The 20,154-nt window shown below is 70.1% G+C and carries 21 protein-coding genes and 1 pseudogene; 12 read left to right on the forward strand and 10 right to left on the reverse strand.

The features are described from left to right. From FE256_RS13760 to FE256_RS13770, 3 genes are all read left to right on the forward strand, one after another. Positions 1 to 459, forward strand: a 459-nt coding sequence (locus tag FE256_RS13760; RefSeq protein ID WP_138176566.1) for a helix-turn-helix domain-containing protein, incomplete at its 5' end; no start/stop codon positions are given. Between the two features lie 40 nt (positions 460 to 499). Next, on the forward strand, positions 500 to 1,513 hold the full coding sequence (locus tag FE256_RS13765; protein ID WP_138176569.1) for a LacI family DNA-binding transcriptional regulator: 1,014 nt from the start codon (positions 500 to 502) through the stop codon (positions 1,511 to 1,513). A gap of 111 nt (positions 1,514 to 1,624) precedes the next feature. Next, positions 1,625 to 2,212, forward strand: coding sequence for a hypothetical protein (locus tag FE256_RS13770; protein WP_138176572.1), 588 nt, complete (start codon positions 1,625 to 1,627; stop codon positions 2,210 to 2,212). Positions 2,213 to 2,215: 3 nt separating this feature from the next. Here FE256_RS13770 and FE256_RS13775 read toward each other — a convergent pair whose 3' ends face one another. The 5 genes and pseudogenes from FE256_RS13775 to FE256_RS13795 form a co-directional block, all read right to left on the reverse strand. Then, positions 2,216 to 3,007, reverse strand: coding sequence for a MerR family transcriptional regulator (locus FE256_RS13775; RefSeq protein WP_138176575.1), 792 nt, complete (start codon positions 3,005 to 3,007; stop codon positions 2,216 to 2,218). Further along, complete coding sequence (locus FE256_RS13780) at positions 3,000 to 3,533, reverse strand: VOC family protein (protein WP_138176577.1); 534 nt, start codon at positions 3,531 to 3,533, stop codon at positions 3,000 to 3,002. Before FE256_RS13780 ends, FE256_RS13775 begins: the two co-directional genes overlap by 8 nt. Positions 3,534 to 3,566: 33 nt before the next feature. Beyond that, positions 3,567 to 4,910: a Na+/H+ antiporter NhaA gene (gene nhaA, locus FE256_RS13785; protein ID WP_138176626.1), complete on the reverse strand. Its 1,344-nt coding sequence runs from the start codon at positions 4,908 to 4,910 to the stop codon at positions 3,567 to 3,569. Between the two features lie 205 nt (positions 4,911 to 5,115). Further along, positions 5,116 to 5,313 carry a hypothetical protein gene (locus FE256_RS13790; protein ID WP_138176581.1) on the reverse strand — a complete coding sequence of 66 codons (198 nt, stop codon included), beginning with the start codon at positions 5,311 to 5,313 and terminating at the stop codon, positions 5,116 to 5,118. 197 nt (positions 5,314 to 5,510) lie between these two features. After that, positions 5,511 to 5,663 (reverse strand): annotated as a pseudogene (locus FE256_RS13795) (nitrate reductase); the annotation flags it as partial. Positions 5,664 to 5,752: 89 nt separating this feature from the next. Here FE256_RS13795 and FE256_RS13800 point away from each other — a divergent pair. Then, positions 5,753 to 7,534, forward strand: coding sequence for an ATP-dependent nuclease (locus FE256_RS13800; protein ID WP_138176584.1), 1,782 nt, complete (start codon positions 5,753 to 5,755; stop codon positions 7,532 to 7,534). Between the two features lie 58 nt (positions 7,535 to 7,592). Here FE256_RS13800 and FE256_RS13805 read toward each other — a convergent pair whose 3' ends face one another. Both FE256_RS13805 and FE256_RS13810 read right to left on the reverse strand, forming a co-directional pair. Continuing rightward, entirely contained in the window at positions 7,593 to 8,930 is a 1,338-nt protein-coding gene (locus FE256_RS13805; protein WP_138176588.1) for a uracil-xanthine permease family protein, read from the reverse strand. A 134-nt stretch (positions 8,931 to 9,064) separates the two neighbouring features. After that, positions 9,065 to 9,994 carry a phosphoribosylaminoimidazolesuccinocarboxamide synthase gene (locus FE256_RS13810; RefSeq protein WP_138176591.1) on the reverse strand — a complete coding sequence of 310 codons (930 nt, stop codon included), beginning with the start codon at positions 9,992 to 9,994 and terminating at the stop codon, positions 9,065 to 9,067. Between the two features lie 118 nt (positions 9,995 to 10,112). Between FE256_RS13810 and FE256_RS13815 the strand changes: the two genes are divergently transcribed. The 6 genes from FE256_RS13815 to FE256_RS13840 all read left to right on the forward strand — a co-directional run bounded on the left by FE256_RS13815 (position 10,113) and on the right by FE256_RS13840 (position 16,947). After that, positions 10,113 to 11,828 carry a BCCT family transporter gene (locus tag FE256_RS13815; protein WP_138176594.1) on the forward strand — a complete coding sequence of 572 codons (1,716 nt, stop codon included), beginning with the start codon at positions 10,113 to 10,115 and terminating at the stop codon, positions 11,826 to 11,828. Positions 11,829 to 11,988: 160 nt separating this feature from the next. Beyond that, on the forward strand, positions 11,989 to 12,609 hold the full coding sequence (locus tag FE256_RS13820; protein WP_138176597.1) for a PadR family transcriptional regulator: 621 nt from the start codon (positions 11,989 to 11,991) through the stop codon (positions 12,607 to 12,609). Further along, entirely contained in the window at positions 12,606 to 14,159 is a 1,554-nt protein-coding gene (locus FE256_RS13825) for a DHA2 family efflux MFS transporter permease subunit (RefSeq protein WP_138176600.1), read from the forward strand. The genes FE256_RS13820 and FE256_RS13825 overlap by 4 nt, the downstream gene beginning before the upstream one ends. Positions 14,160 to 14,329: 170 nt before the next feature. Beyond that, positions 14,330 to 14,968 carry a hypothetical protein gene (locus tag FE256_RS13830; protein ID WP_138176603.1) on the forward strand — a complete coding sequence of 213 codons (639 nt, stop codon included), beginning with the start codon at positions 14,330 to 14,332 and terminating at the stop codon, positions 14,966 to 14,968. A gap of 9 nt (positions 14,969 to 14,977) precedes the next feature. Next, positions 14,978 to 15,664 carry a TetR/AcrR family transcriptional regulator gene (locus tag FE256_RS13835; RefSeq protein WP_138176606.1) on the forward strand — a complete coding sequence of 229 codons (687 nt, stop codon included), beginning with the start codon at positions 14,978 to 14,980 and terminating at the stop codon, positions 15,662 to 15,664. Next, complete coding sequence (locus tag FE256_RS13840) at positions 15,661 to 16,947, forward strand: glycosyltransferase (protein WP_171024343.1); 1,287 nt, start codon at positions 15,661 to 15,663, stop codon at positions 16,945 to 16,947. The genes FE256_RS13835 and FE256_RS13840 overlap by 4 nt, the downstream gene beginning before the upstream one ends. A 42-nt stretch (positions 16,948 to 16,989) precedes the next feature. Here FE256_RS13840 and FE256_RS13845 read toward each other — a convergent pair whose 3' ends face one another. Beyond that, a complete protein-coding gene (locus FE256_RS13845) occupies positions 16,990 to 17,193 on the reverse strand; it encodes a hypothetical protein (RefSeq protein WP_171024344.1) in 204 nt (67 codons plus the stop codon). A 69-nt stretch (positions 17,194 to 17,262) separates the two neighbouring features. Further along, complete coding sequence (purD, locus tag FE256_RS13850) at positions 17,263 to 18,534, reverse strand: phosphoribosylamine--glycine ligase (protein WP_138176615.1); 1,272 nt, start codon at positions 18,532 to 18,534, stop codon at positions 17,263 to 17,265. A 69-nt stretch (positions 18,535 to 18,603) separates the two neighbouring features. Between purD and FE256_RS13855 the strand changes: the two genes are divergently transcribed. After that, positions 18,604 to 18,960, forward strand: a complete 357-nt coding sequence (locus FE256_RS13855) for a sterol carrier family protein (RefSeq protein WP_138176618.1) — start codon at positions 18,604 to 18,606, stop codon at positions 18,958 to 18,960. Positions 18,961 to 19,017: 57 nt separating this feature from the next. Beyond that, a complete protein-coding gene (locus FE256_RS13860; protein WP_138176620.1) occupies positions 19,018 to 19,353 on the forward strand; it encodes a potassium transporter Trk in 336 nt (111 codons plus the stop codon). A 109-nt stretch (positions 19,354 to 19,462) separates the two neighbouring features. On the opposite strand, the gene FE256_RS13865 is transcribed toward FE256_RS13860, so the two are convergent. After that, positions 19,463 to 20,074 (reverse strand): zinc-binding alcohol dehydrogenase, encoded by a 612-nt coding sequence (locus FE256_RS13865; protein ID WP_138176623.1) that lies wholly within the window; start codon positions 20,072 to 20,074, stop codon positions 19,463 to 19,465. Positions 20,075 to 20,154: the final 80 nt, after the last annotated feature.

Genomic DNA, 20,154 nt, shown 5'->3' on the forward strand with positions numbered 1-20,154 from the left:
GGGGTAATCAGCGCTGCCCTGGCGGTGGCGGCATCCCTGCAGGCACTGATCGCCGCGGTCCGGGCCGAGGCGCTGGCCCGATCGGGACCCCGGATGCCACGGGATCGGGCTGAGGAGGATTACGACCGCCTCTACGAGCGGGCGCGCACGATCCTCGAGGCCGAGGCTGCGCGGCGCGACCTCACGATCGATGCCGTGGCCCTGCGTCTGGGCACCGGGCGACGGCGTCTCGAGCGGGCCTTCCGCGTGCACGGGGAGTCGCCGGGCGACGTGCTGCGCTCTCACCGGCTGCGCCTCGCGGCGGCTCTGGTCGACTCCGAACGAGGCCTCGGTCTGGCTGAGATCGCCGAGATGGCCGGATTCCCGTCCGGACGCGCGCTCAGGGACGCGTTCACCAAGCACGGCGTGACAGACCCGCATGACGCCGGGGGAGTACGCTCACAACGTCGCCGGGAGTGATCCGGCGCACGCGGTCGTGTCTGAACCCGGGAGGAGACCGATGGATCTCGCTCCCACGCGCGGTGCCGCCACCATCGAAGAGGTGGCCGCTCGAGCGGGCGTCTCGCGCTCGACCGTCTCGCGCGTCGTCAACGGCTCGACCGCCGTTTCGCCCTCTGCCCTCGAAGCGGTGCGCCGTGCGATCGAGGAACTGCAGTACGTCCCCAACCGCGCTGCGCGCTCGCTCGCGAGCCGCCAGACGCGCGCGATCGCGCTCGTCATCCCCGAGGACACCGACCGGTTCTTCGGCGACCCGTTCTTCGGGTCGATCGTGGCCGGCATCGGCGAGGTGATCGGCGAGTCCGACTACGTCATGAACATGCTCATCGCCAGCGATGACGCGAGCGCCAAGGCGCTCGGCTACCTCCGCAGCGGGAGCGTCGACGGCGCGATCGTGGCCTCGCATCACACCAGCGACACCTTCGTCGACCGGCTCGCGGATGCCGTGCCCGTGGTCTACGGCGGACGTCCGGCTCGCGTGCGCGACACCGACCACTACGTCGACGTCGACAACGTGCAGGGCGGGCGCGCCGCGGCGCAGTACCTCCTCGACCGCGGACACCGGCGTATCGCCACGGTGGCCGGTCCCTCCGACATGCCCGCGGGGATCGATCGCCTCCGGGGCTTCCGCGACGCCCTCGCCGACGCCGGGCTCGAGCCCGCCGCCGCGGAGGACGGCGACTTCACCGAGGTCGGGGGTGCCGCCGCGATGCGCCGGATCCTGGCATCCGGGAACCTCCCCGACGCGGTGTTCGTCGCGAGCGACCTGATGGCCCGCGGCGCATACACGGCGCTGCGCGAGCACGGACACGAACCGGGGCGCGACATCGCGGTGATCGGCTTCGACGACTCCGCGGTCGCCACCTCGCTCGTGCCCGCGCTCACGACGGTTCGGCAGCCCTCCCACGATCAGGGGCGCCATATGGCGATGATGCTGCTCGACGTGCTCGCCGGGCGGGCGACCCCGAACTCCGCGATCCTGCCCATCGAGATCGTCCCGCGCGCCTCGGCTTGACCGGCGGCGGGCGATCGAGCACATCCCTCGCGGCGCGCGCGGTGGCCAGACGCTACCCTGAGCGCAGCGCCGCGCGGATACCCGAGTCCACGCCGGCGCCGAGAGGATGACATGCGTCGTTGGAGAAGCCTCGTCGCGGCCGCCGCACTGATCGCGGTCGCCGGTCTCGCAGGGTGCGTTCCCGAGGAGGCGACGCCGGTGGCCTCTGCCACCTCGACCCCGTCGGTGACCGTCGTCGTCCCGAGCCCGACGCCCACCCCCTCCGTGTCGGAGACGGCGGCGAGCGTGGCGTCGAAGATCCCGGCATCGTGCGACGATCTGGGCACCGCGACGAGCCGCGCCGAGACCGTCGGCGCACTCACCGCCCAGCACGCCGACGGCTTCGTCCGCCCCGCCCCCGCGGATGCCACGACCGTCCTGTCGTGCAACTGGATCCAGGAAGAGGCAGCCGCCGTCCTGCTGATCGTCAGCACCGCGAGCGACGCCGCCGTGACGCAGGGCATCGCGGGGCTGGCATCCGAGGGGTACCAGTGTCAGGCGGCGCAGGACTTCGGGGCCCAGTACTGCGCGCGTCCGGGTGACGCCGCCGACAGCGAAGACGTCATCGTCGCGCGCGACGACGTGTGGATCTACCTCGAGACCGTGAACGTCAACGCGCGCGCTTGGCTGTCCGACATCGCCGCGCAGATCTACGGCTGACGCTCACTCCCACGTCGCGGTGTCCGGATCGACGCCGTGCACGCGGGCGTTCGCGTCGATCGCGTCCCGCAGCCACACGGCGAGGCCCTCCCGAACCCCGTCGTAGTGCGCCGTGAACCGTGGGTCGGCGGCGTACATCCGCCCCAGGCACACCTGCATCTGCCGGCTGACCGGGAAGAACGCCGAGACGACCTCGCGGTGGCGTTCGACCAGGGCGTTCGCGGCGGCCTCCCCGGGGCGGACTCCGGATGCCAGGGCGTCGCCGAGTTCCCGGTCGAGCGCCGCGACCGTCGCGGTGACCTCCGCCCAGTCGCCCGCGGTGCGCGCCGCCGAGCGTTCGGCGTACTGCTGCCACTGCTCGGACCCGCGGTAGCGTTCGGCGGCCTCGGCGGGCCACGCGGTGTCCCAGTCGGGACCGAAGGCGGCGGTCTGCTCCTCCTCGGACAGCAGGATGCCGCGCTCTTGCGCCGCGATCATGCGGGCGAGGTCGTCGTCGAGGTCGCGCAGCTGCTCCACGCGCCGGGAGAGCTGGGCCCGCTGGACCCGGAGCTGAGCGGCGACGTCGCCGCCGGGCTCGTCGAGCACGGTGCGGATCGCCTCGAGGTCGAGGCCGAGCTCGCGGTACACGAGGATCCGGCGGAGGCGCTCGAGATCGTCGTCCGTGTAGAGACGGTAGCCCGCCGCGGAGCGGGCGGCGGGCCGCGCGAGGCCGATCTCGTCCCAGTGGTGCAGCGTCCGCACGGTCACACCCAGGCGCGCGGCGGTCTCGCCGACGGCCAGGCCCCGCTCACTCATGGTGCCCATTGTCGTCGCCGTCGCCGTCGCCGTCGCCGTTGCCGATCCCGACGCGGCGGAGGTTCCGCCCCTCGGTGCTCTCGGGGTCGAACACCTTCGCCGCCGTGAAGATCACGCGGGTCCCCTCCGGCGTCCGCACCTCGACGTCGCGCGTGTTCCAGGGGCTGTCGGTCGGGACGGCCTCGACGCCGACGTCCCGCAGCGCGGCGACGATCTCGGGCACCTGATCGAGCACGCACGCGAAGCTCACGCTCGTCCCCGAGGCGCCCGCGTCACCGTCCGCCGTGACCAGCAGGACGTCCTGGAACGCCCACCGCCGCAGGTGCACCATCCGACCCGGGATGCCGAACAGCTCGAAGAAACCGAGCCCCTGCGTCCAGAAGTCGACGGACGCCGCGAGATCGCGCGTCGGGACGGTGACGAACATCGGCATCCCGTAGATGCCCCGGAACAGCGGCGGAGCCACGGCATCCGGTCCGGGCGGCGGGACGGGGCTGGTCTCGAAGGCGTCGGAGAACTCGCTCATGCCTCCAGGCTCGGGCCTCACGCCGCGTGAGGGTCAAGCCGAGGGGCGGCCCTTCGGGGGCATCGGCTGCTGGTACACGTCGGGAATGTCGTCGCCGTCGGCATCCACGTCCTCCGCGAGGGTGAGTTGCTTGTAGCGACGGTTGCGCACCAGCAGCACACTGGCCGCCAAAAGGGATGCCAGGAGCGAGGCGACCATGATCGCGATCTTCGCGTCGTCGGTGTGCTCCGAACCCGCGGGGAAGCTGAGCTCGGCGATCAGGAGCGACACGGTGAAGCCGATGCCCGCAAGCAGGCCCACGCCGGCGAGGTCGATCCACTTCAGCGCCGGGTCGAGGCGGACCTTGGTGACGAGCGTGAGCACGCGCACGCCGAGCAGGATGCCGAGCGGCTTGCCGATCACGAGACCGGCGACGACACCGATCGTGACGGGGTCCATGATGGCGCGGGCCAGACCCTCGCCGCCGCCGACCGCGACACCCGCGGCGAAGAACGCGAAGATCGGCACGGCGATGCCCGCCGAAAGGGGGCGGAAGCGGTGCTCGAACTGCTCGGCGAGGTCCATCCCGCGGATTTCGGGCTTCCGCTTCGACGGCGCCACCGGGATCGTGAAGGCCAGCGCGACACCGGCGATCGTGGCGTGGACGCCCGACGCGTGCAGGAACGCCCACGCGGCGAAGCCGATCGGCAGCAGCACGACCCACGCGCCCCACGGCGTGCGCGCGAACCAGGCGCGGCCGCGGTGCGCGATGACGCCGTAGACCGCGACGAGCACCGCGAAGATCGCGAGAGGGAGCAGGGAGATGTCGCTGGTGTAGAACAGCGCGATGATCGCGATCGCGATGAGGTCGTCGACCACCGCGAGGGTCAGCAGGAAGATGCGCAGCGGACCCGGCAGGTGCGAGCCCACGAGCGCCAGCACCGCCACGGCGAACGCGATGTCGGTCGCCGCGGGGATCGCCCAGCCGGCCAGCAGGCTCGGCTGCGACGAGACCACGGCGACGTAGATGAGCGCGGGCACTGCGACGCCGGCGGCGGCGGCGGTGATCGGCACGATCGCCGTGCTGAAGCGGCGGAGGCTCCCCACGACGATCTCGCGCTTGAGCTCGAGACCGACCATGAAGAAGAAGATCGCGAGCAGTCCGTCGGCGGCCCACGCCCCGACGCTCAGCTCGAGGTGCCACGGCTCGTACCCGAAGCGGAAGTCGCGCAGGGCGAAGTACGCGTCCGAGGCGGGGGAGTTGGCCCAGATGATCGCGGCGATGGCGGCGATCACCAGCAGCATGCCGCCGACGGACTCGCGGCGGAGCAGCGTGGTGACGCGGTGGACTTCGGCGTATCCGGGCCAGCGCGGCGCGCGGACGTCGTTCTCTGTCATGGCATCCATTCGGGGTCGATCGACACGATCGTCGACCAGACTTCCCGACACGCCTCGACCATTCTACCGGGACGTGGCTGAGCGGACCGCGAGCGCCCACGATCCGGTCGAGCGCCCACGTTCGGGGCGTCCCTTCCGCGGGCGCGGCGCGGACGTGGGGGCTCGGCGCGGACGTGGGCGCTCGGCGCGGGTCGCGGCGGCGCCGTCAGTCCTCTTCGGGGTTGAAGTTCGACGCTTTGTCGGAGTGGCCGGCCGCGACGCCGTTCGGGGCGTCGGGGATGGTGCCGTCGGCGCCGAGGCCGCCGGGCTTGGGCTCGCCGTCCGTCGGCGAGACCTCGACGTCGGCGCCTTCGTAGGAGTCCTCGTCGGCGGCGGCCTGCGAGGGATCGGTGTCGGATGCCATGAGCATGCCCTTCTCGTCATCGATGGCGGGGCGCGCGGGCGCCGTCGCCGGGATGGCCGACGCTACCGAGGCCCACCGCCCCCGCGAACCGGCTTGCGGCTCCGCACCGCGTGTGCTGCGCCCCGCCGCCGGAAGCCCGCGAAGTCGCCGAACGCCGTTTCGTGGGCGCTCGGCGACGGATGCCGCGCCCCGGGGCATCAGGACGGGTCGCCGCCCAGGGGACCTACGGCGGGGATGGGGCCGCCGTCGTCGGCGCCGGTCTTGCGGGCGCGGGCGATGGCGTTGCCGAGGTGGTAGATGACCAGGGCCGCGACCGAGCCGAGCACGATCGCACCGAGCTGGAAGTCGCCCCACTCGCTCGCTTCTTGTGCGTTCATTGGGCGAGTCGACCGCTTACTCAACCTGCTACTCGAGATGATCCTGGGAGGGGGTAGAAATCATGGCTAAACAATCATTGAAGTCTCTCAAGCTGATCAATTACAAGGGTTTCGAGCGGCATTCGATCTCCTTGCGCGGGGCGAACGTTCTGATCGGCGCCAACAACGCAGGAAAGTCGACGGCTCTCGGCGCGCTGCGCTTGATCTCTGCCATGCTTCCCGCCGCGCGACGAACGGCGCCTACGACGGTCGGCGCCGTCGAAGGGCGTTCGGTTCGCGGTTGGCCCATATCCGCGGCAGCCATTGACATCTCTGCGCTTGCGTTAGAGAACATTCGTCACGATTTCCGCAACTCCGAGACCCGTATCGAGGTGTCTTGCAGTTCCGGAGCTCGCGTGATTGCCTCATGGGCCCCAGCCGAAGACGCCGACGGGCCCGAACCCTCGGGTGTGTTGTCCGTCATCTCGCCTCCTGGGAAGAACATTTTGCCCCGGACGATTGCTCAGACGTTAGTTCCGACAATTTCGATCGTTCCGACTCTCACCCCTCTGGACCAGCACGAGTCCTTTGTTATGGACGACACTCTGCGCCGACACGCGGGTAGCCGGCGGGCGCCGCGCTACTTTCGCAACGCGCTCTTTCGGCTGTCAGAGGATGAGTGGCAGGATTTCTGCTCGTTCGTGTACGAGCGGACGCCTGAAGTTAGCAACCTGTCGATCCGCCGTTCCTACGGCAACAAGGATGACGCTTTTGATCTCTTCTACGAGGAGGAGAGCTCGCGCAATGAGCGCGAGATCGCGTGGGCAGGCGACGGAATCCAGATATGGTTGCAGGCGCTATATCACATGTGGATACAAAGGGCCGCTGACGTAATCATTCTGGACGAGCCAGACGTCTTTCTTCACCCAGATCTTCAGCGTCGACTAGCTCGGGCTCTCTTCTCCTCCTCGCAGCAATCTGTGCTCGCGACTCACAGCGTAGAAATCTTGGCCGAGGCTGACCCGGGAAGTGCAGTGTGGATCGATCGGGCGCGGCGCTCGGCTGAGCGGCCCCGAACTGACGGTGCCTTGGCACTCCTGGGGCGTCGACTGGGGAGCGGCTACGAACTGGGGGTCGGTCGCGCTCTGCGAAGTCGCACCGTGTTGTTTGTTGAAGGTGACGATGCCCCGGTCATCGCCGTTTTCGCGCGGACGCTCGGCATTCCGGCCGTTGCGACCTCGGAGAACTATGCGACAGTTCCCTTGGGTGGGTTTAGTAAGAACTGGCGCGCAAGCGCATTTTCGGAAACGATGGCTGCGCTCGGCGGGGACGTGGCGTCATTCATCATTCTGGATAGTGACCTGCGCAGCCAGGTTGCCATCGATACGGAACTCGCCCAGGTTCGGACAAGCGGCGCGAGGGTGCATGTTTGGGCGCGGCGCGAGATCGAGAATTATGTCCTGGATTCCGCTGCGATTGCGAAGGTGGCAGGCGTGCCGCAGTCACGTGCGACCGATCTACTTGATTCCGCGATCGAGGGCCAGCGTGACGAGGCGGCTACTGCCCTCCAGGCGCAGCGGCTTGACGAGCGTCGCCTGAAGGGTGGGGGTGCAGAAGGGCACTCCATGAAAACAATCCTTGAGAATTCGGCCAAGGAGTTCAACTCATTGTGGGCTACGGAAGATGGTCGTATATCAACGGTGGATGCGAAACTTGTGATCAAGGCGCTTAATCGCGAGCTGAGCAGAGGCGGCAATCGAACGCTAAATGTTCAGAGCCTGGCTAAGTCCATTCCTGCTTCCCAAGTCCCCGCCGAAATCTCGGCTGTGATCTCAGAGTTCAATCAACTGATTGGGCGACCCTGATTTTTGGAGAGAGATGTATGCGGTGGGCGCTCGGCGCAGGATGCCGCGCCCCGGGGCGTCAGGACGGGTCGCCGCCCAGCGGACCCACCGCGGGGATGGGGCCGCCGTCGTCGGCGCCGGTCTTGCGGGCGCGGGCGATGGCGTTGCCGAGGTGGTAGATGACCAGGGCCGCGACCGAGCCGAGCACGATCGCACCGAGCTGGAAGTCGCCCCACTGCATCGTGAATCCGGCGATCGCGAGCACGAGGGCCACGGCGCCGGTGTACTGATTGACGGGCCGCGAGAAGTCGACGCGGTTGTCGACCCAGATCTTGATGCCGATGATGCCGATGAGGCCGTACAGCGCGGTTGTGACGCCGCCGAGCACCCCGGCCGGGATCGTGTTGAACACCGCCCCGATCTTGGGCGAGAGGCTCAGCACGATCGCGGTGAGACCCGCGACCCAGTACACCGCCGTGGAGTACACCCGCGTCGCCGCCATGACGCCGATGTTCTCGCCGTACGTCGTGGTGCCGGAGCCGCCGAACGTGCCGGCGAGGGTCGTGGCGGCGCCGTCGGCGATCAACGCACGCCCGGTGGAGCGGTTGGCCGTGGCATCCGTCATCGCCGCCACGCCCCGCACGTGACCGACGTTCTCGGCCACGAGCACGAGCACCACGGGGAGGAACATCGCGATGACCGACCACGTCTGCGGCGAGGCGAAGTCGGCGACCTCGAACGTGGGCCACCCGACCCACGGGGCGGCCTCCACGGCGGCGAAGTCGATGAGCTGCTCACCCGTGGCCGCTTGGATCAGCACCGTGGCGACGTAGCCGACGATGACGCCGAGGAAGATCGAGATACGCCCGAGGAACCCGCGGAACAGCACGCTGAACAGGATCACCGCGACGAGCGTGATCGTGCCGGGGAGCGGCTGTTTCTCGAAGTTCGACCACGCGACGGGCGCGAGGTTGAAGCCGATGAGGGCGACGATCGCGCCGGCGACGACGGGCGGCATGACCTTGTCGACCCAGCCGAGCCCGACGAACTGCACGAGGAACCCGATGGCCATGAGCAGGATGCCGACGGCCACGATGCCCGCGAGGGCGGAGCCCATCCCCGCGGTCGCGGTGGCGGCGGTCACCGGCGCGATGAACGCGAACGACGACCCGAGGTAGCTGGGGAGGCGGTTGCGGGTGACGAGGAGGAACAGCAGCGTCCCGACGCCCGAGAACAGCAGCGTCGTCGACACCGGGAACCCGGTGAGTACGGGCACGAGGAACGTCGCGCCGAACATCGCGATGACGTGCTGCATCCCGATCGCGATCGTCGCGCCCCAGTTCAGGCGTTCGCCCGGGGCGACGACCGCGCCCGGGGCGACGGTGCGCCCGTTCCCGTGCAGCTTCCAACGGAACATGTGTCTCCTCGAGGGGGGTGATGTCGCCCAGATCACGTGATCTCGGCGAGAGTACGGCTTATCGCGCGTCGTGACGCGTACGTTCGGTCAGATCACGTGATCTGGCGCACCCCGGTGCACCCGGTGCACCCGGGTCAGGACGTCAGGCGGGCGAGCAGCTCGGCGTAGCGGGCGCGAGTGCGCGTCACGATGTCCTCGGGGAGGGCGGGGGGCACGCCCTGCTTGTCCCAGTTCGCGGCGAGCCAGTCGCGCACGATCTGCTTGTCGAAGCTCGCCATGCGCTCGGCGGGGGTCGTGCCGGTGCGCCAAGCCTCGGCATCCCAGTACCGCGACGAGTCCGAGGTCAGCACCTCGTCGGCGAGCGTCAGGACACCCGCCGCGTCGAAGCCGAATTCGAACTTGGTGTCGGCGAGGATGAGCCCGCGCTCCTCGGCCGTCGCTGCGGCGCGGCGGTAGATCTCCAGCGACGCATCGCGCAGCGCGGCGGCGGTCTCTGCGCCGACGAGCTCGACGGAGCGCTCGTACGTGATGTTCTCGTCGTGCTCACCCATCGGCGCCTTGTAGGCCGGGGTGTACAGCGGCTCGGGCAGGCGGTCGCCATCGCCGAGCCCCTCGGGCAGCGGGATGCCGCACACCGTGCGCGTCGCCTGGTATTCGGCCCAGCCCGACCCGGTGAGGTAGCCGCGCACGACGCACTCGATCGGCTGCATGTCGAGCGACCGCACGAGCATCGCGCGTCCGCGCACGGCATCCGGGATCAGCTCTTTCGCCTCATCGCCCTGGAGCACGTGATCGGCGGCCAGGTGATTCGGGATGCCACGACCCCCGTCGGCACCGGCGAGCCGGTCGAACCACCACAGGCTCAGTGTCGTGAGCAGCACGCCCTTGTCGGGGATGCCGGGCTCGAGGACGTGGTCGAAGGCGCTGACCCGGTCGCTCGCGATGACGAGCAGGTGCGCGGGAGCGGCGCCGTCGGCGGTGTCAGCGGGGACGTAGAGGTCGCGGACCTTGCCCGAGTAGACGTGGCGCCAGCCGTCGAGCGCGAGAGGGGGAGCGGGGTTCACCCGCTCATTATCGCGGTCGTCCGTGGCGCCGACGGTCGCGCCGGCGGAGATTTTCCCATATCGCCGCGCTCGGCGCCCGCCCCCGTGCCCCGCGGGGGCGTCTCGCTACCGTTGAAGGATGACCGAGGCGAAACCCGACACCGAGGTATCCATAGACCCCCACGCAGGCAGCTCCCACCGCACTCTGCGCGGCTGGGTGTTCTGGCCCGCCGCCGCGATCGCGCTCGCGTTCATCGCGTTCGCCCTGATCTTCCCGTCCGCCGCCGAGGCGGCCTTCGGCACGTTGCAGACCGCGATCGTGTCGGCGTTCAACTGGTACTACGTGCTCATCGCCGCCTTCTTCGTGGTGTTCGCGCTCACCATGGGGTTCAGTCGTTTCGGGCGGATCAAGCTCGGCAGCGACGACGACGAGCCCGAGTTCTCGACGATGTCGTGGTTCGCGCTCCTGTTCGCCGCGGGCATGGGCATCGGCCTGGTCTTCTACGGCGTCAGCGAACCGCTCAGCCACTTCGCGTCGCCGCGTCCCGGCGTGGAGGGCACCCCGACGCAGCTCGCGCAGCAGGCGATGTCGCAGACGTTCCTGCACTGGGGCGTGCACGCGTGGTCGATCTACGTCGTGATCGGACTCGCCCTGGCCTACGCCTTCCACCGCCGCAAGCGCCCGCGCACGATCCGCTGGGCGCTCGAGCCGATCCTCGGTGCCCGCCTCGTCCAGGGCGGGTGGGGCAACGCGATCGACGTCGCGGCGCTCGTCGGCACACTCTTCGGCGTCGCCACTTCGCTCGGCCTCGGCGTCATCCAGATCAGCGCCGGCCTCGACTTCCTCAACGTCGTCGAGCCGTCGATCATCAGCCAGGCGATCCTCATCGGCATCATCACGGGCTTCGTGCTGTTCTCGGTGCTCTCTGGCGTCGGTCGGGGCATGAAGTGGCTGTCGAACATCAACCTCGTCCTCGCGGGCGTCCTCATGCTGTACCTGCTGTTCGCCGGGCCCACCGAGTTCCTGCTCCGCGACGTCGTGCAGTCCATCGGCAACTACATCCAGAACTTCGTCGGTCTCTCGTTCACCGTGAGCGCCTACACCGGCGACGCGGGCGTCGCGTGGCAGGGGGCGTGGACGGCGTTCTACTGGGGCTGGTGGATCTCGTGGGCGCCCTTCGTGGGCATCTTCATCGCGCGCATCTCGCGCGGTCGCACGGTGCGCGAGTTCGTCACCGGCGTGATCCTCGTGCCCACGCTCGTCGGCATCCTGTGGTTCACGGTGCTCGGCGGCTCGGCGATCTACGCGGAGTTGACCGGTTCGGCCTCCTTCATCGGTGCGGACGGCACGGTCGACGTGTCGACGGCGCTGTTCCAGATGCTCGAGACGGTGCCGGGCTCGGTGTTCCTCACGGTCGGGTTCCTGATCCTCATCGGGATCTTCTTCGTCACTTCGGCCGACTCCGGCGCGCTCGTGATGAGCATGATCGCCACGGGCGGCGACGAGGAGCCGAAGCGCTGGGTCCGCGTGTTCTTCACCCTCGCCACCGCCGTGATCGCGTTCGCGCTCCTCGTGGCGGGCGGTCTCTCGGCGCTGCAGACCGCGGCCATCAGCATCGCGTTGCCGTTCAGCCTCGTGCTTCTCGCGATCTGCTGGGCGACGGTCGTGGCGTTCCGTCGAGAGCTCAAGGCGTACGACAAGGTCGAGCGGGCGCAGCTGCGCGACCAGATCGGCGAGCACTACGGCCTCGAGGTCGAGGAGGCGAACCAGCGCGGCATCTTCGGCCTGCCCGCGTGGTGGAGGCGCCGCCCCGCGGCCTCCCACGACACCGAGCAGGACGTGCCGGCGTCGTAACCGGGGTTTCCCCCTTTCCCTTGTGTCCACGACGCGCGGATGCCGCCCTCCGCGGCCCGCGCGTCGTGGACACTCGCCGTCTACCCGATCGACGCCCCTCACCTCTCCGCCGTGCGGTATAGTCCGTGTGGACTAGTCGACACGGACCATGGAGGGGTGGATGCGGCAACCCACACGACTCACGCCGCTCGCGGTCGTGCTGCTCGCGACCCTGCGCGAGGGCGACATGCACCCGTACGAGATCATGCGGCTCCTGCGCGACCGCAGCGACGACCGTCTCGTTCCGTTGCAAAAGGGCACGATCTACCACACGATCGGTCGCCTCGAACGCGAGGGGCTGATCGCCGAGGTCGGCGTCGACCGCGACGGAAACCGCCCCGAGCGCACGACGTACACGCTGCTCGACGCCGGACGCGAAGCCGTGGACGCCTGGGTGCGCGCCGAGCTTCCGCAGATCGACCGGCCCGGCGATTTCCGCGTCGCGCTCGCCGAAGCCCACAACCTCGAGCGCGACGAGGTCGTCGCGCTCCTCGACCGGCGGCGGGACCTCCTCGTCGCCTCACGCGACGTGCACCGCGACGGGCTCTCTCGCGCCCGCGACCGTGCCGTCCCGCACCAGTACATGGTCGAGGTCGAGCGGCAGGCCGTTCTCCTCGACGCCGAACTCGCCTGGCAGGACTCCCTGCGCACGGCCCTCGTCAACGGCACCCTGCCCTGGGTCGTCGACGAATCCACCGACCACCTCGAACGACTCCGTGTCTCGAAGGAGACCCTCGCATGACCGACTCCCGCGCCGCCTCCGTGGCATCCGCTCCCCCCGAACGCAGCCCCTGGCCGGCCCTCTGGGCTCTGGTCATCGGCTTCTTCATGATCCTGGTCGACACCACGATCGTCTCGGTGGCCAACCCGGCCATCAAGGCGGCCCTGGACCCGTCGACCAACAATCTCGACAACGTCGTGTGGGTGACCAGCGCCTACCTGCTGACCTACGCCGTGCCACTGCTGGTCACCGGACGCCTGGGCGACCGCTTCGGCCCCAAGAACATCTACCTCGTGGGTCTGGCGATCTTCACCCTCGCTTCGCTCGCGTGCGGTCTGGCCTCCTCGCTCGAGGTGCTGATCGTCGCCCGTGCCGTGCAGGGGCTCGGTGCCGCACTGATGACGCCGCAGACCATGGCTGTGATCACCCGCACCTTCCCGCCCCAGCGCCGCGGTGCGGCGATGGGGCTGTGGGGCGCGACCGCCGGTGTCGCCACTCTCGTGGGCCCGCTCGCGGGCGGCCTGCTCGTGGACGGCCTCGGGTGGGAGTGGATCTTCTTCATCAACATCCCCGTCGGGATCATCGGCTTCGTCGCCGCCGTCGTGCTCGTGCCGCAACTGCCCAAGACGTCCCACAAGTTCGACCTCGTGGGCGTGGCCCTGAGCGCCCTAGGGCTCTTCCTCATTGTTTTCGGACTGCAGGAGGGCGAGCACTTCGACTGGGCGGCCTGGATCTGGGCGATGGTCGCCGCCGGCGTCGTCGTCATGGCCCTCTTCGTCTGGACGCAGGCGCGCAGCAAGACCGAGCCCCTGGTGCCGCTCGATCTCTTCCGTGACCGGAACTTCTCGATCGCCAACCTCGCGATCGCCGCCGTCGGCTTCACCGTGACGAGCATGGCCCTGCCGCAGATGTTCTACCTGCAGCTCGCGCGGGGCCTCACTCCGACCGAGTCGGCGCTCCTGCTCATTCCGCTCGCGATCCTCTCGGGCGTCCTGGCGCCGTTCGCGGGGAAGCTCCTGGACCGCACCGACCCGCGCTTCCTGCTCGTTCCCGGGCTGCTGCTTGTCGGAGGCGCCCTCGCGCTGTACGCCGCGCTCATCTTCGGCGACGCCCCGATCTGGGCGTTCCTGATCCCGTCGGCCCTCATGGGCGTCGGCAACGCCGGGATCTGGGGGCCGCTCGCCACCACCGCCACGCGCAACCTGCCGCCGCGGCAGGCGGGCGCCGGTGCGGGCATCTACAACACCACCCGCACGGTCGGGTCGGTGATCGGTTCGGCATCCATCGCCGCCTTCATGCAGGCGCGGCTCGAGGCGAACCTGCCCGGAGCTGGGGATGCCGGGGCGAGCTTCGGCGGCGGAACCCTTCCTCCGCAGATCGTCGAGGGCTTCTCGACCGCGATGGGGCAGTCGCTTCTGCTCCCGATCGGCGTGATCCTGCTCGGTCTCGTCGCCGTGCTGTTCATGCGACGCCCCGCGATGCTGCGTCCCCACGGCGCTCCGCGCGACGCGGCCCCGGCGGAGGGTGCGCCGGCTGCGCGGCCGGCCGCCGCTGCCGCCGCGGGTGAGTAACCCGCCTCAACGCGAAAGCCGCCGCACCCTCGGGTGCGGCGGCTTTTCCGTTCCTCCGGGCGTGGGGACGGGTCCGGTGGAGGTGTGCGACGAGAGAGTCTTCCCATATTCATTTATACGGCGCTATAGTGAAATTCTCACCGCCCACCGCCCGCGTTCAGGAGCCATCGATGACCACTTCCGCCACGACCATGGAGTCGGCCGTCACGGCCGACGGTCGCGCCTCATGGCCCCGCACCGCCGGCACGCTGATCGTCACCGGGGGAGTGCTGCTCACCGCGGCCACGGCGCTGGAGATCGGGACCGACGTCGCCACCTCGCCCGTCGCGGCGGCGGCGTTCTGGGCGCTGTTCCTCACGAGCACACTGGCGCACGTCGCGGCGATGTTCCCTCTCGCCCTCGGGCGCGGCGACGGACGCGGGGCCGTCGCGTCGTCCACGCTCGGCAAGGTCGCGCTGCTCGGGTTCGGTGCGTTCTTCCTGGCCAACCAGAGCATCTACCTCATCACCGCCTATCTCTGGCCCGACGTCGAACCCGTCGCAGGGCTCGCGCCGTTCCTGGTCGCGATGAGCGCGGTCCAGGGCGTGCTCCTCCTGATCGGCGGCATCGTGATCGCTCGAGCCGGGGTCCTGCGAGGTGCGGCCCGGGGTGCCATCCTCGCGTTGGCGCTCGTCGGATTCGCGCTCGGCGTGACCGTGAACGCCAGCTCTGTCGAGGCGGTGACGGACACGATGTACTTCTTCTCCACCGGTGCCCAGATCGTCGCCGGCATCCTGATCGCCCGAGCGACCGTCACGGCGGCCGAGTAGCGTTCTCCCGTGCCGCGCAGCTACCACTCCCCTCAACGGCAAGCCGATGCCGCCGCCACGCGCGCGAACATCGTCGACGCGGCGGCCCGGTTGTTCGTGCGAGACGGGTATGTCGGGACCTCGATCAAGGCGATCGCCGCCGAGGCAGGGGTTTCCGTTCCCACGGTGCACCTCAACGGGCCGAAGCACGGCCTGCTCATCGCCGCCTTCGAGCGCACTTTCGCGGGCGACGAGGGGCGGCACTCCCTCGCGGAGCGACCCGCGCTCGTCGCCATCATGGGCGAGCCCGACACCGGCACGGCCATCGCCCGCTACGTCGACTTCCTCATCGAGGCGAACCAGCGCTCGGCCGGAATCGTGCGGGCGATGCTCGCCGCCGCCGACAGTGACGCCGAGGTGCGCGCCGCCTACCTCGACCTCGAGATGCGGCGCCATCGCGACATGACCATCGCGGCGGGGTGGTTCGTCCAGCGGGGCCGGATCCGCGACGACCAGCTCGGCCGCGGCGCCGACATCCTCGGGCTGCTCACCGGCCCCGATCCGTGGACGCACTTCGTGGTCTCCCGCGGATGGGAGGTCACGGCCTATCGATCGTGGCTCATCTCGCAACTCCTCCATCTCGCCGATCACCTCGGCGTCACCGTCGAGGCCCCCGCCCCCGGCGCGGAGGGTCTTCTCTCGGAAAGACCGTCATGACCTCATCCGCGCTGCTGTGCAGCATGCCCGCCGTCGGCCATGTCGGCCCCCTGCTCGTCGTGGCCCGAGAGCTGCGGCGACGCGGGTGGCGCGTCCGCATGCTCACCGGATCCCGCTATCGCGGGATGGTCGAAGGCGCCGGCGTCACGTTCCTCCCGCTTCCCGCCGAGGCCGACACGCTCGACGGGATCGGTGCGGGCGAAGACGAACGGGACCGTGGCCTCGCGACCATCAACCGAGGTGTCGAGCGCGCCTTCGTCGACCCGGCCGCCCCGGCCGCCGCGGCCCTCGAGCAGATCCTGCGCGACGAGCCCGCCGACGTCGTCCTGCACGACATGACGTTCCTCGGCGTGCAGACGCTGTTCAGTCGACCGCGGGCCGCTCGGCCGCTGACCGTCATGTGCGGTATCGGTCCGGCGGGATTCTCCAGTCGCGACACCGCCCCGTACGGGCTGGGCATCACGCCGCTGCGCCGGTCCGTGCTCAATCGTGCCCGCAATCGGGTGCTGGGGGTGACGGCGAAAGCGGTTCTGCGTCCGGTCCACCGTTCACTCGACGTCTTCCTCTCCGGTGTCGGTGCGCCGCCTCTGGCGGGAGCGTTCTTCATGGACGTGCTCTCCCGCAGCGACCTGCTCGCTCAGTTCACCGTGGCGGAGTTCGAGTATCCCCGCAGCGACGCCCCCAAGAATCTCCGCTTCTTCGGCCCCATGGACACGGCCGCGACGGAGCCGACCCCGGTACCGTCGTGGTTCGCCGATCTGGACGCGCAGCTCCCGCTCGTGCACGTGACGCAAGGGACCGTCGCCAACACCGACTACAGCGAAGTCATCCTCCCCACCGTCGCGGCGCTGGCCGACCTTCCCGTACAGGTGGCGGTCACCACGGGCGGTCGTGAGCTGTCGACGCTGCCCGAACTGCCGGCGAACGCGTTCGCCGCGCGATACCTGCCCTACGACGAACTCCTCGCGCGCACGAGCGTGCTCGTGACCAACGGTGGCTATGGCGGTCTGCACCACGCGATGCGTCACGGTGTGCCGATCGTGATCGCCGGCGACTCGGAGGACAAGGTCGAGACGTCCGCTCGCGTGCAGCACGCCGGGGTCGGGGTGAATCTCCGCACGGGTCGGCCGAGCCCGGATGCCGTCCGCTCCGCGGTCCAGCGCATCCTTGCCGATCCGAAGTACGCGGCGAACGCGCGGCGCATCGGAAGGTCGATCGCCGCCGCACCCGGGGCCGCCGGTCTCGTCGACGACATCGAGCGGATGCGTGCCACGAGGGAATGAGGCTGCCGGGCTGACGAGATGCCTTCGACGCGATGTGCGGACTCAGCCGTCGAAGACCTCATCGCCGGCGAAGGCGGCGCCGTCGGGGAGTCGGCCCGCACGCTCGACCAGGCAACGCATCCGCATCGTTCGAGGCTCAGGCGTGATCTCGTCGACGTAGGCACGCGCCCCGTCGACCAGCGCGGGCCAGGTCCCCGCGGCATCCGGTGAGACCTCGACCCGCTCCCGCAGGGGGCGGCCCCGCATGATCATCGGAGCGCCGACGCCGTCGGACACCCCGGGTCGGCCCGGGGGACGGCCGCAGCCGGGCGCGCGTCAGTCCTCGACGACGCGGGCCGCGATGTCGGTGCGGTACTGCCCACCCTCGAGGCCGATCCGGCTCAGGGCGTCGTACGCCGCCGACCGCGCCTCGCGGAACGTCGTGCCCAGGGCCACGACATTGAGGACGCGGCCGCCGGTGGCGTGCAGATCGCCGTCGCGGAGCATCGTCGCGGCGTGGGCGACGTGCACGCCCTCGACCTCTTCGGCCTCGTCGAGCCCCGTGAGCGGACGGCCGGTGATCGGCGCCTCGGGGTAGCCCTCGCTGGCGAGCACCACCGTGACGGCAGTCGCCTCGGCGAACGCGGGCCGCGGTTGGTCTTCGAGCGTTCCGGAGGCCGCGGCCATCAGCAGCGTCGAGAGCGGATCGAGCAGGCGGGGCAGCACGACCTGGGTCTCGGGGTCGCCGAAGCGCGCGTTGAACTCGATGACCTTCACACCCTGCTCGGTGAGGATGAGCCCGGCGTACAGCAGTCCGATGAACGGGGTGCCCTCGGCATCCATCTGCCGGATCACGGGCTCGGCGACCTCACGGGTGACGTGATCGACGAACTCCTCTTCGCCGCCGAAGCGCTCGAGCAGCCACGGCAGCGGCGAATACGCGCCCATGCCGCCGGTGTTGGGGCCCTCGTCGCCGTCGCGCAGGCGCTTGAAGTCCTGCGCGGGGCTGAGGGGCAGCACGCGGTCGCCGTCGCTGAGGAAGAACAGCGACACCTCGGGGCCGGCGAGGAACTCCTCGATGAGCACCGGACCGGTCGGCAGGTACGTCTCGGCGTGGGCGAGGGCGGCGGCGCGATCGGACGTGACGATCACGCCCTTCCCCGCGGCGAGCCCATCGGCCTTCACGACGTGCGGGGCGCCGAGCTCGTCGAGCGCCGCCTCGACACCGGCGAGATCGTGCGCGCGTACCGCTCGGCCGGTCGGCACGCCCGCGGCATCCATGATGCGCTTGGCGTACGTCTTCGAGCCCTCGAGCTGTGCGGCGGCCTTGCCCGGACCGAACACCGGGATGCCGCGCTCGCGCAGCGCATCGGCCACTCCGGCGACGAGCGGAGCCTCGGGACCGATCACGACGAGGGCGATCGACTCGGTCAGCGCGAACTCCGAGACGGCGGCCGGGTCGTTCGCGTCGAGATCGACCACGTGGGCGTCGCGCGCGATGCCGGCGTTGCCCGGGGCGGCGAAGATCGCGTGCGAGTCCTTTTCGGAGCGCAGGGCGAGGATGATGGCGTGCTCGCGCGCGCCCGAACCGAGGACCAGGATTCTCACGCGGCCAGCCTACCGAGCGGTCGCCGGGCACCCGTCGCCCGAGCCGCGCGGGGGCGTACCGTGGATGCCATGCCTCCCCGCCGTATCGAGACCGGAGACGGTCGTGCCGCGCTCGCCGCCGTGGCCGCCGGCGACGCGCCCCGCACGGCCACGGCCACCGCCGTGCGCTACTTGCTGCAGTTGCTGGTCGAGAAGGCGCCGGGCAACTCCGTCGAGATGCGCGTGCCGCCCTTCGGCGCGGTGCAGGTGGTCGAGGGGTCGCGGCACACCCGCGGCACCCCGCCCAATGTCGTCGAGACCGACGCGGCGACCTGGATCTCCGTCGCCACCGGGGCCGAGAAGTGGGCGGATGCCGCGGCTGCGGGCCGCATCGTCGCGTCCGGCGTCCGCGCCGACCTCAGCGCGCTGCTGCCGCTGCGGCCGTGATCTCGACGGCGTGGTACCGGTGGCCCGTTCCGGCGTCGTCGGTGGGAGAATGGTCGTATGGCTGAGCAGCCCGCCCCCGACCGCACGCCCCTCGTGCACGAAGAGATCGTCACGTTGCGTGTTCGTCGTGCCCCCAACTACGGCGTGTTCTTGGCCGCGGGGGCCTTTCTCGGCATCCTCGCCGCTCTGATCCTCACGGTCGCGATCGACGGCGCCGACATCAGCCCCTATACGCAGGTCGTCTATTCGCAGCTGCAGGTCTTCGGTTTCACCGCCCTCGTCTGCGTCGTCATCGGCACCACCCTGGGCGCGATCTCGGCGCTCATCTTCGACCGCGTGGTGGGCCGTCGCGTCCGCGACGTCGCCATCGACCACGAGCGCTACCGCTCCTGACGCGACGCTGCCGTCGACCACGAGCGCTACCGCCCCTGACGCGACGCCGCCGCGATCGCAGGCTCCGGAGCGCTACCGCTTTTGATGCGACTGTGCCGCGCCCGCCGGCTCAGGCCAGCTCGGCGATGATCGGGTGGATCGCGGTGTCGAATGCGACGACGTCGCTGCGCAGGCCGTCGGTCACCGCGACCGTCAGTGAGCCGATCCACCAGACCCCGCGCTGCGCGAGCGGCAGCACCTGGACGTTGAGTTCGAACGAGTGGGCCCGACGGCCGACGCGTCGTTCGTGTTCGGCGATCGCGCTCGCATACGCGCGATAGGACACTCCGGGTCGGGCGGTCTGCTCGCCCGAGTAGCGCGCGTGGGCGAGGCGGGCGAACTCGACCGCCGCGGATGCGTGCGGAGCGATGGCCTCGCGCAGAGCGTCCGCACGGCCCGTCGGCAGCGCGACCAGGTCGTCGAAGCCGTCGACGAGCTCGAGCGGAACCGGCGACGGGTGGGCCAACGGCTCGACCGTCATCGCCCAGAACTCGCGCCACTCCCGCTCGAGCAGCGACTGGTCGTCCGCCGGTCGAGGGATGTCGTCGTACGCGGGCACGCGCCGCAGCGGCGGCACCTCGTCGGGAGCGCGGATGCCGCACACCTGACGCAGGTAGAGCGCGACGAGTACGGGGATCGCCGCGTCCTCGCGGATCACCCATTCCGGCTGGCCGCCCGTCATGGCGCCATTGTAGAGAGCGCCACTGCTCCCGAGGGCCGCGCGCACGGCCTGCCTCCCCCCGGGGGGAGGAGATCCGGGGA

The organism is Microbacterium sp. 5K110, from assembly GCF_005774735.1.
Lineage (GTDB): Bacteria > Actinomycetota > Actinomycetes > Actinomycetales > Microbacteriaceae > Microbacterium.

Excerpts from the sequence above, each read along its gene's own strand:
- FE256_RS13780 (WP_138176577.1), bottom strand. The coding sequence starts at position 3,533 with ATGAGCGAGTTCTCCGACGCCTTCGAGACCAGCCCCGTCCCGCCGCCC.
- FE256_RS13830 (WP_138176603.1), top strand. The coding sequence starts at position 14,330 with ATGACCACTTCCGCCACGACCATGGAGTCGGCCGTCACGGCCGACGGT.
- FE256_RS13775 (WP_138176575.1), bottom strand. The coding sequence starts at position 3,007 with ATGAGTGAGCGGGGCCTGGCCGTCGGCGAGACCGCCGCGCGCCTGGGT.
- FE256_RS13860 (WP_138176620.1), top strand. The coding sequence starts at position 19,018 with ATGGCTGAGCAGCCCGCCCCCGACCGCACGCCCCTCGTGCACGAAGAG.
- FE256_RS13770 (WP_138176572.1), top strand. The coding sequence starts at position 1,625 with ATGCGTCGTTGGAGAAGCCTCGTCGCGGCCGCCGCACTGATCGCGGTC.
- FE256_RS13840 (WP_171024343.1), top strand. The coding sequence starts at position 15,661 with ATGACCTCATCCGCGCTGCTGTGCAGCATGCCCGCCGTCGGCCATGTC.
- FE256_RS13820 (WP_138176597.1), top strand. The coding sequence starts at position 11,989 with ATGCGGCAACCCACACGACTCACGCCGCTCGCGGTCGTGCTGCTCGCG.
- FE256_RS13815 (WP_138176594.1), top strand. The coding sequence starts at position 10,113 with ATGACCGAGGCGAAACCCGACACCGAGGTATCCATAGACCCCCACGCA.
- FE256_RS13790 (WP_138176581.1), bottom strand. The coding sequence starts at position 5,313 with ATGGCATCCGACACCGATCCCTCGCAGGCCGCCGCCGACGAGGACTCC.
- nhaA (WP_138176626.1), bottom strand. The coding sequence starts at position 4,910 with ATGACAGAGAACGACGTCCGCGCGCCGCGCTGGCCCGGATACGCCGAA.
- FE256_RS13765 (WP_138176569.1), top strand. The coding sequence starts at position 500 with ATGGATCTCGCTCCCACGCGCGGTGCCGCCACCATCGAAGAGGTGGCC.
- FE256_RS13855 (WP_138176618.1), top strand. The coding sequence starts at position 18,604 with ATGCCTCCCCGCCGTATCGAGACCGGAGACGGTCGTGCCGCGCTCGCC.
- FE256_RS13845 (WP_171024344.1), bottom strand. The coding sequence starts at position 17,193 with ATGCGGGGCCGCCCCCTGCGGGAGCGGGTCGAGGTCTCACCGGATGCC.
- FE256_RS13805 (WP_138176588.1), bottom strand. The coding sequence starts at position 8,930 with ATGTTCCGTTGGAAGCTGCACGGGAACGGGCGCACCGTCGCCCCGGGC.
- FE256_RS13825 (WP_138176600.1), top strand. The coding sequence starts at position 12,606 with ATGACCGACTCCCGCGCCGCCTCCGTGGCATCCGCTCCCCCCGAACGC.
- FE256_RS13800 (WP_138176584.1), top strand. The coding sequence starts at position 5,753 with ATGGCTAAACAATCATTGAAGTCTCTCAAGCTGATCAATTACAAGGGT.
- FE256_RS13865 (WP_138176623.1), bottom strand. The coding sequence starts at position 20,074 with ATGACGGGCGGCCAGCCGGAATGGGTGATCCGCGAGGACGCGGCGATC.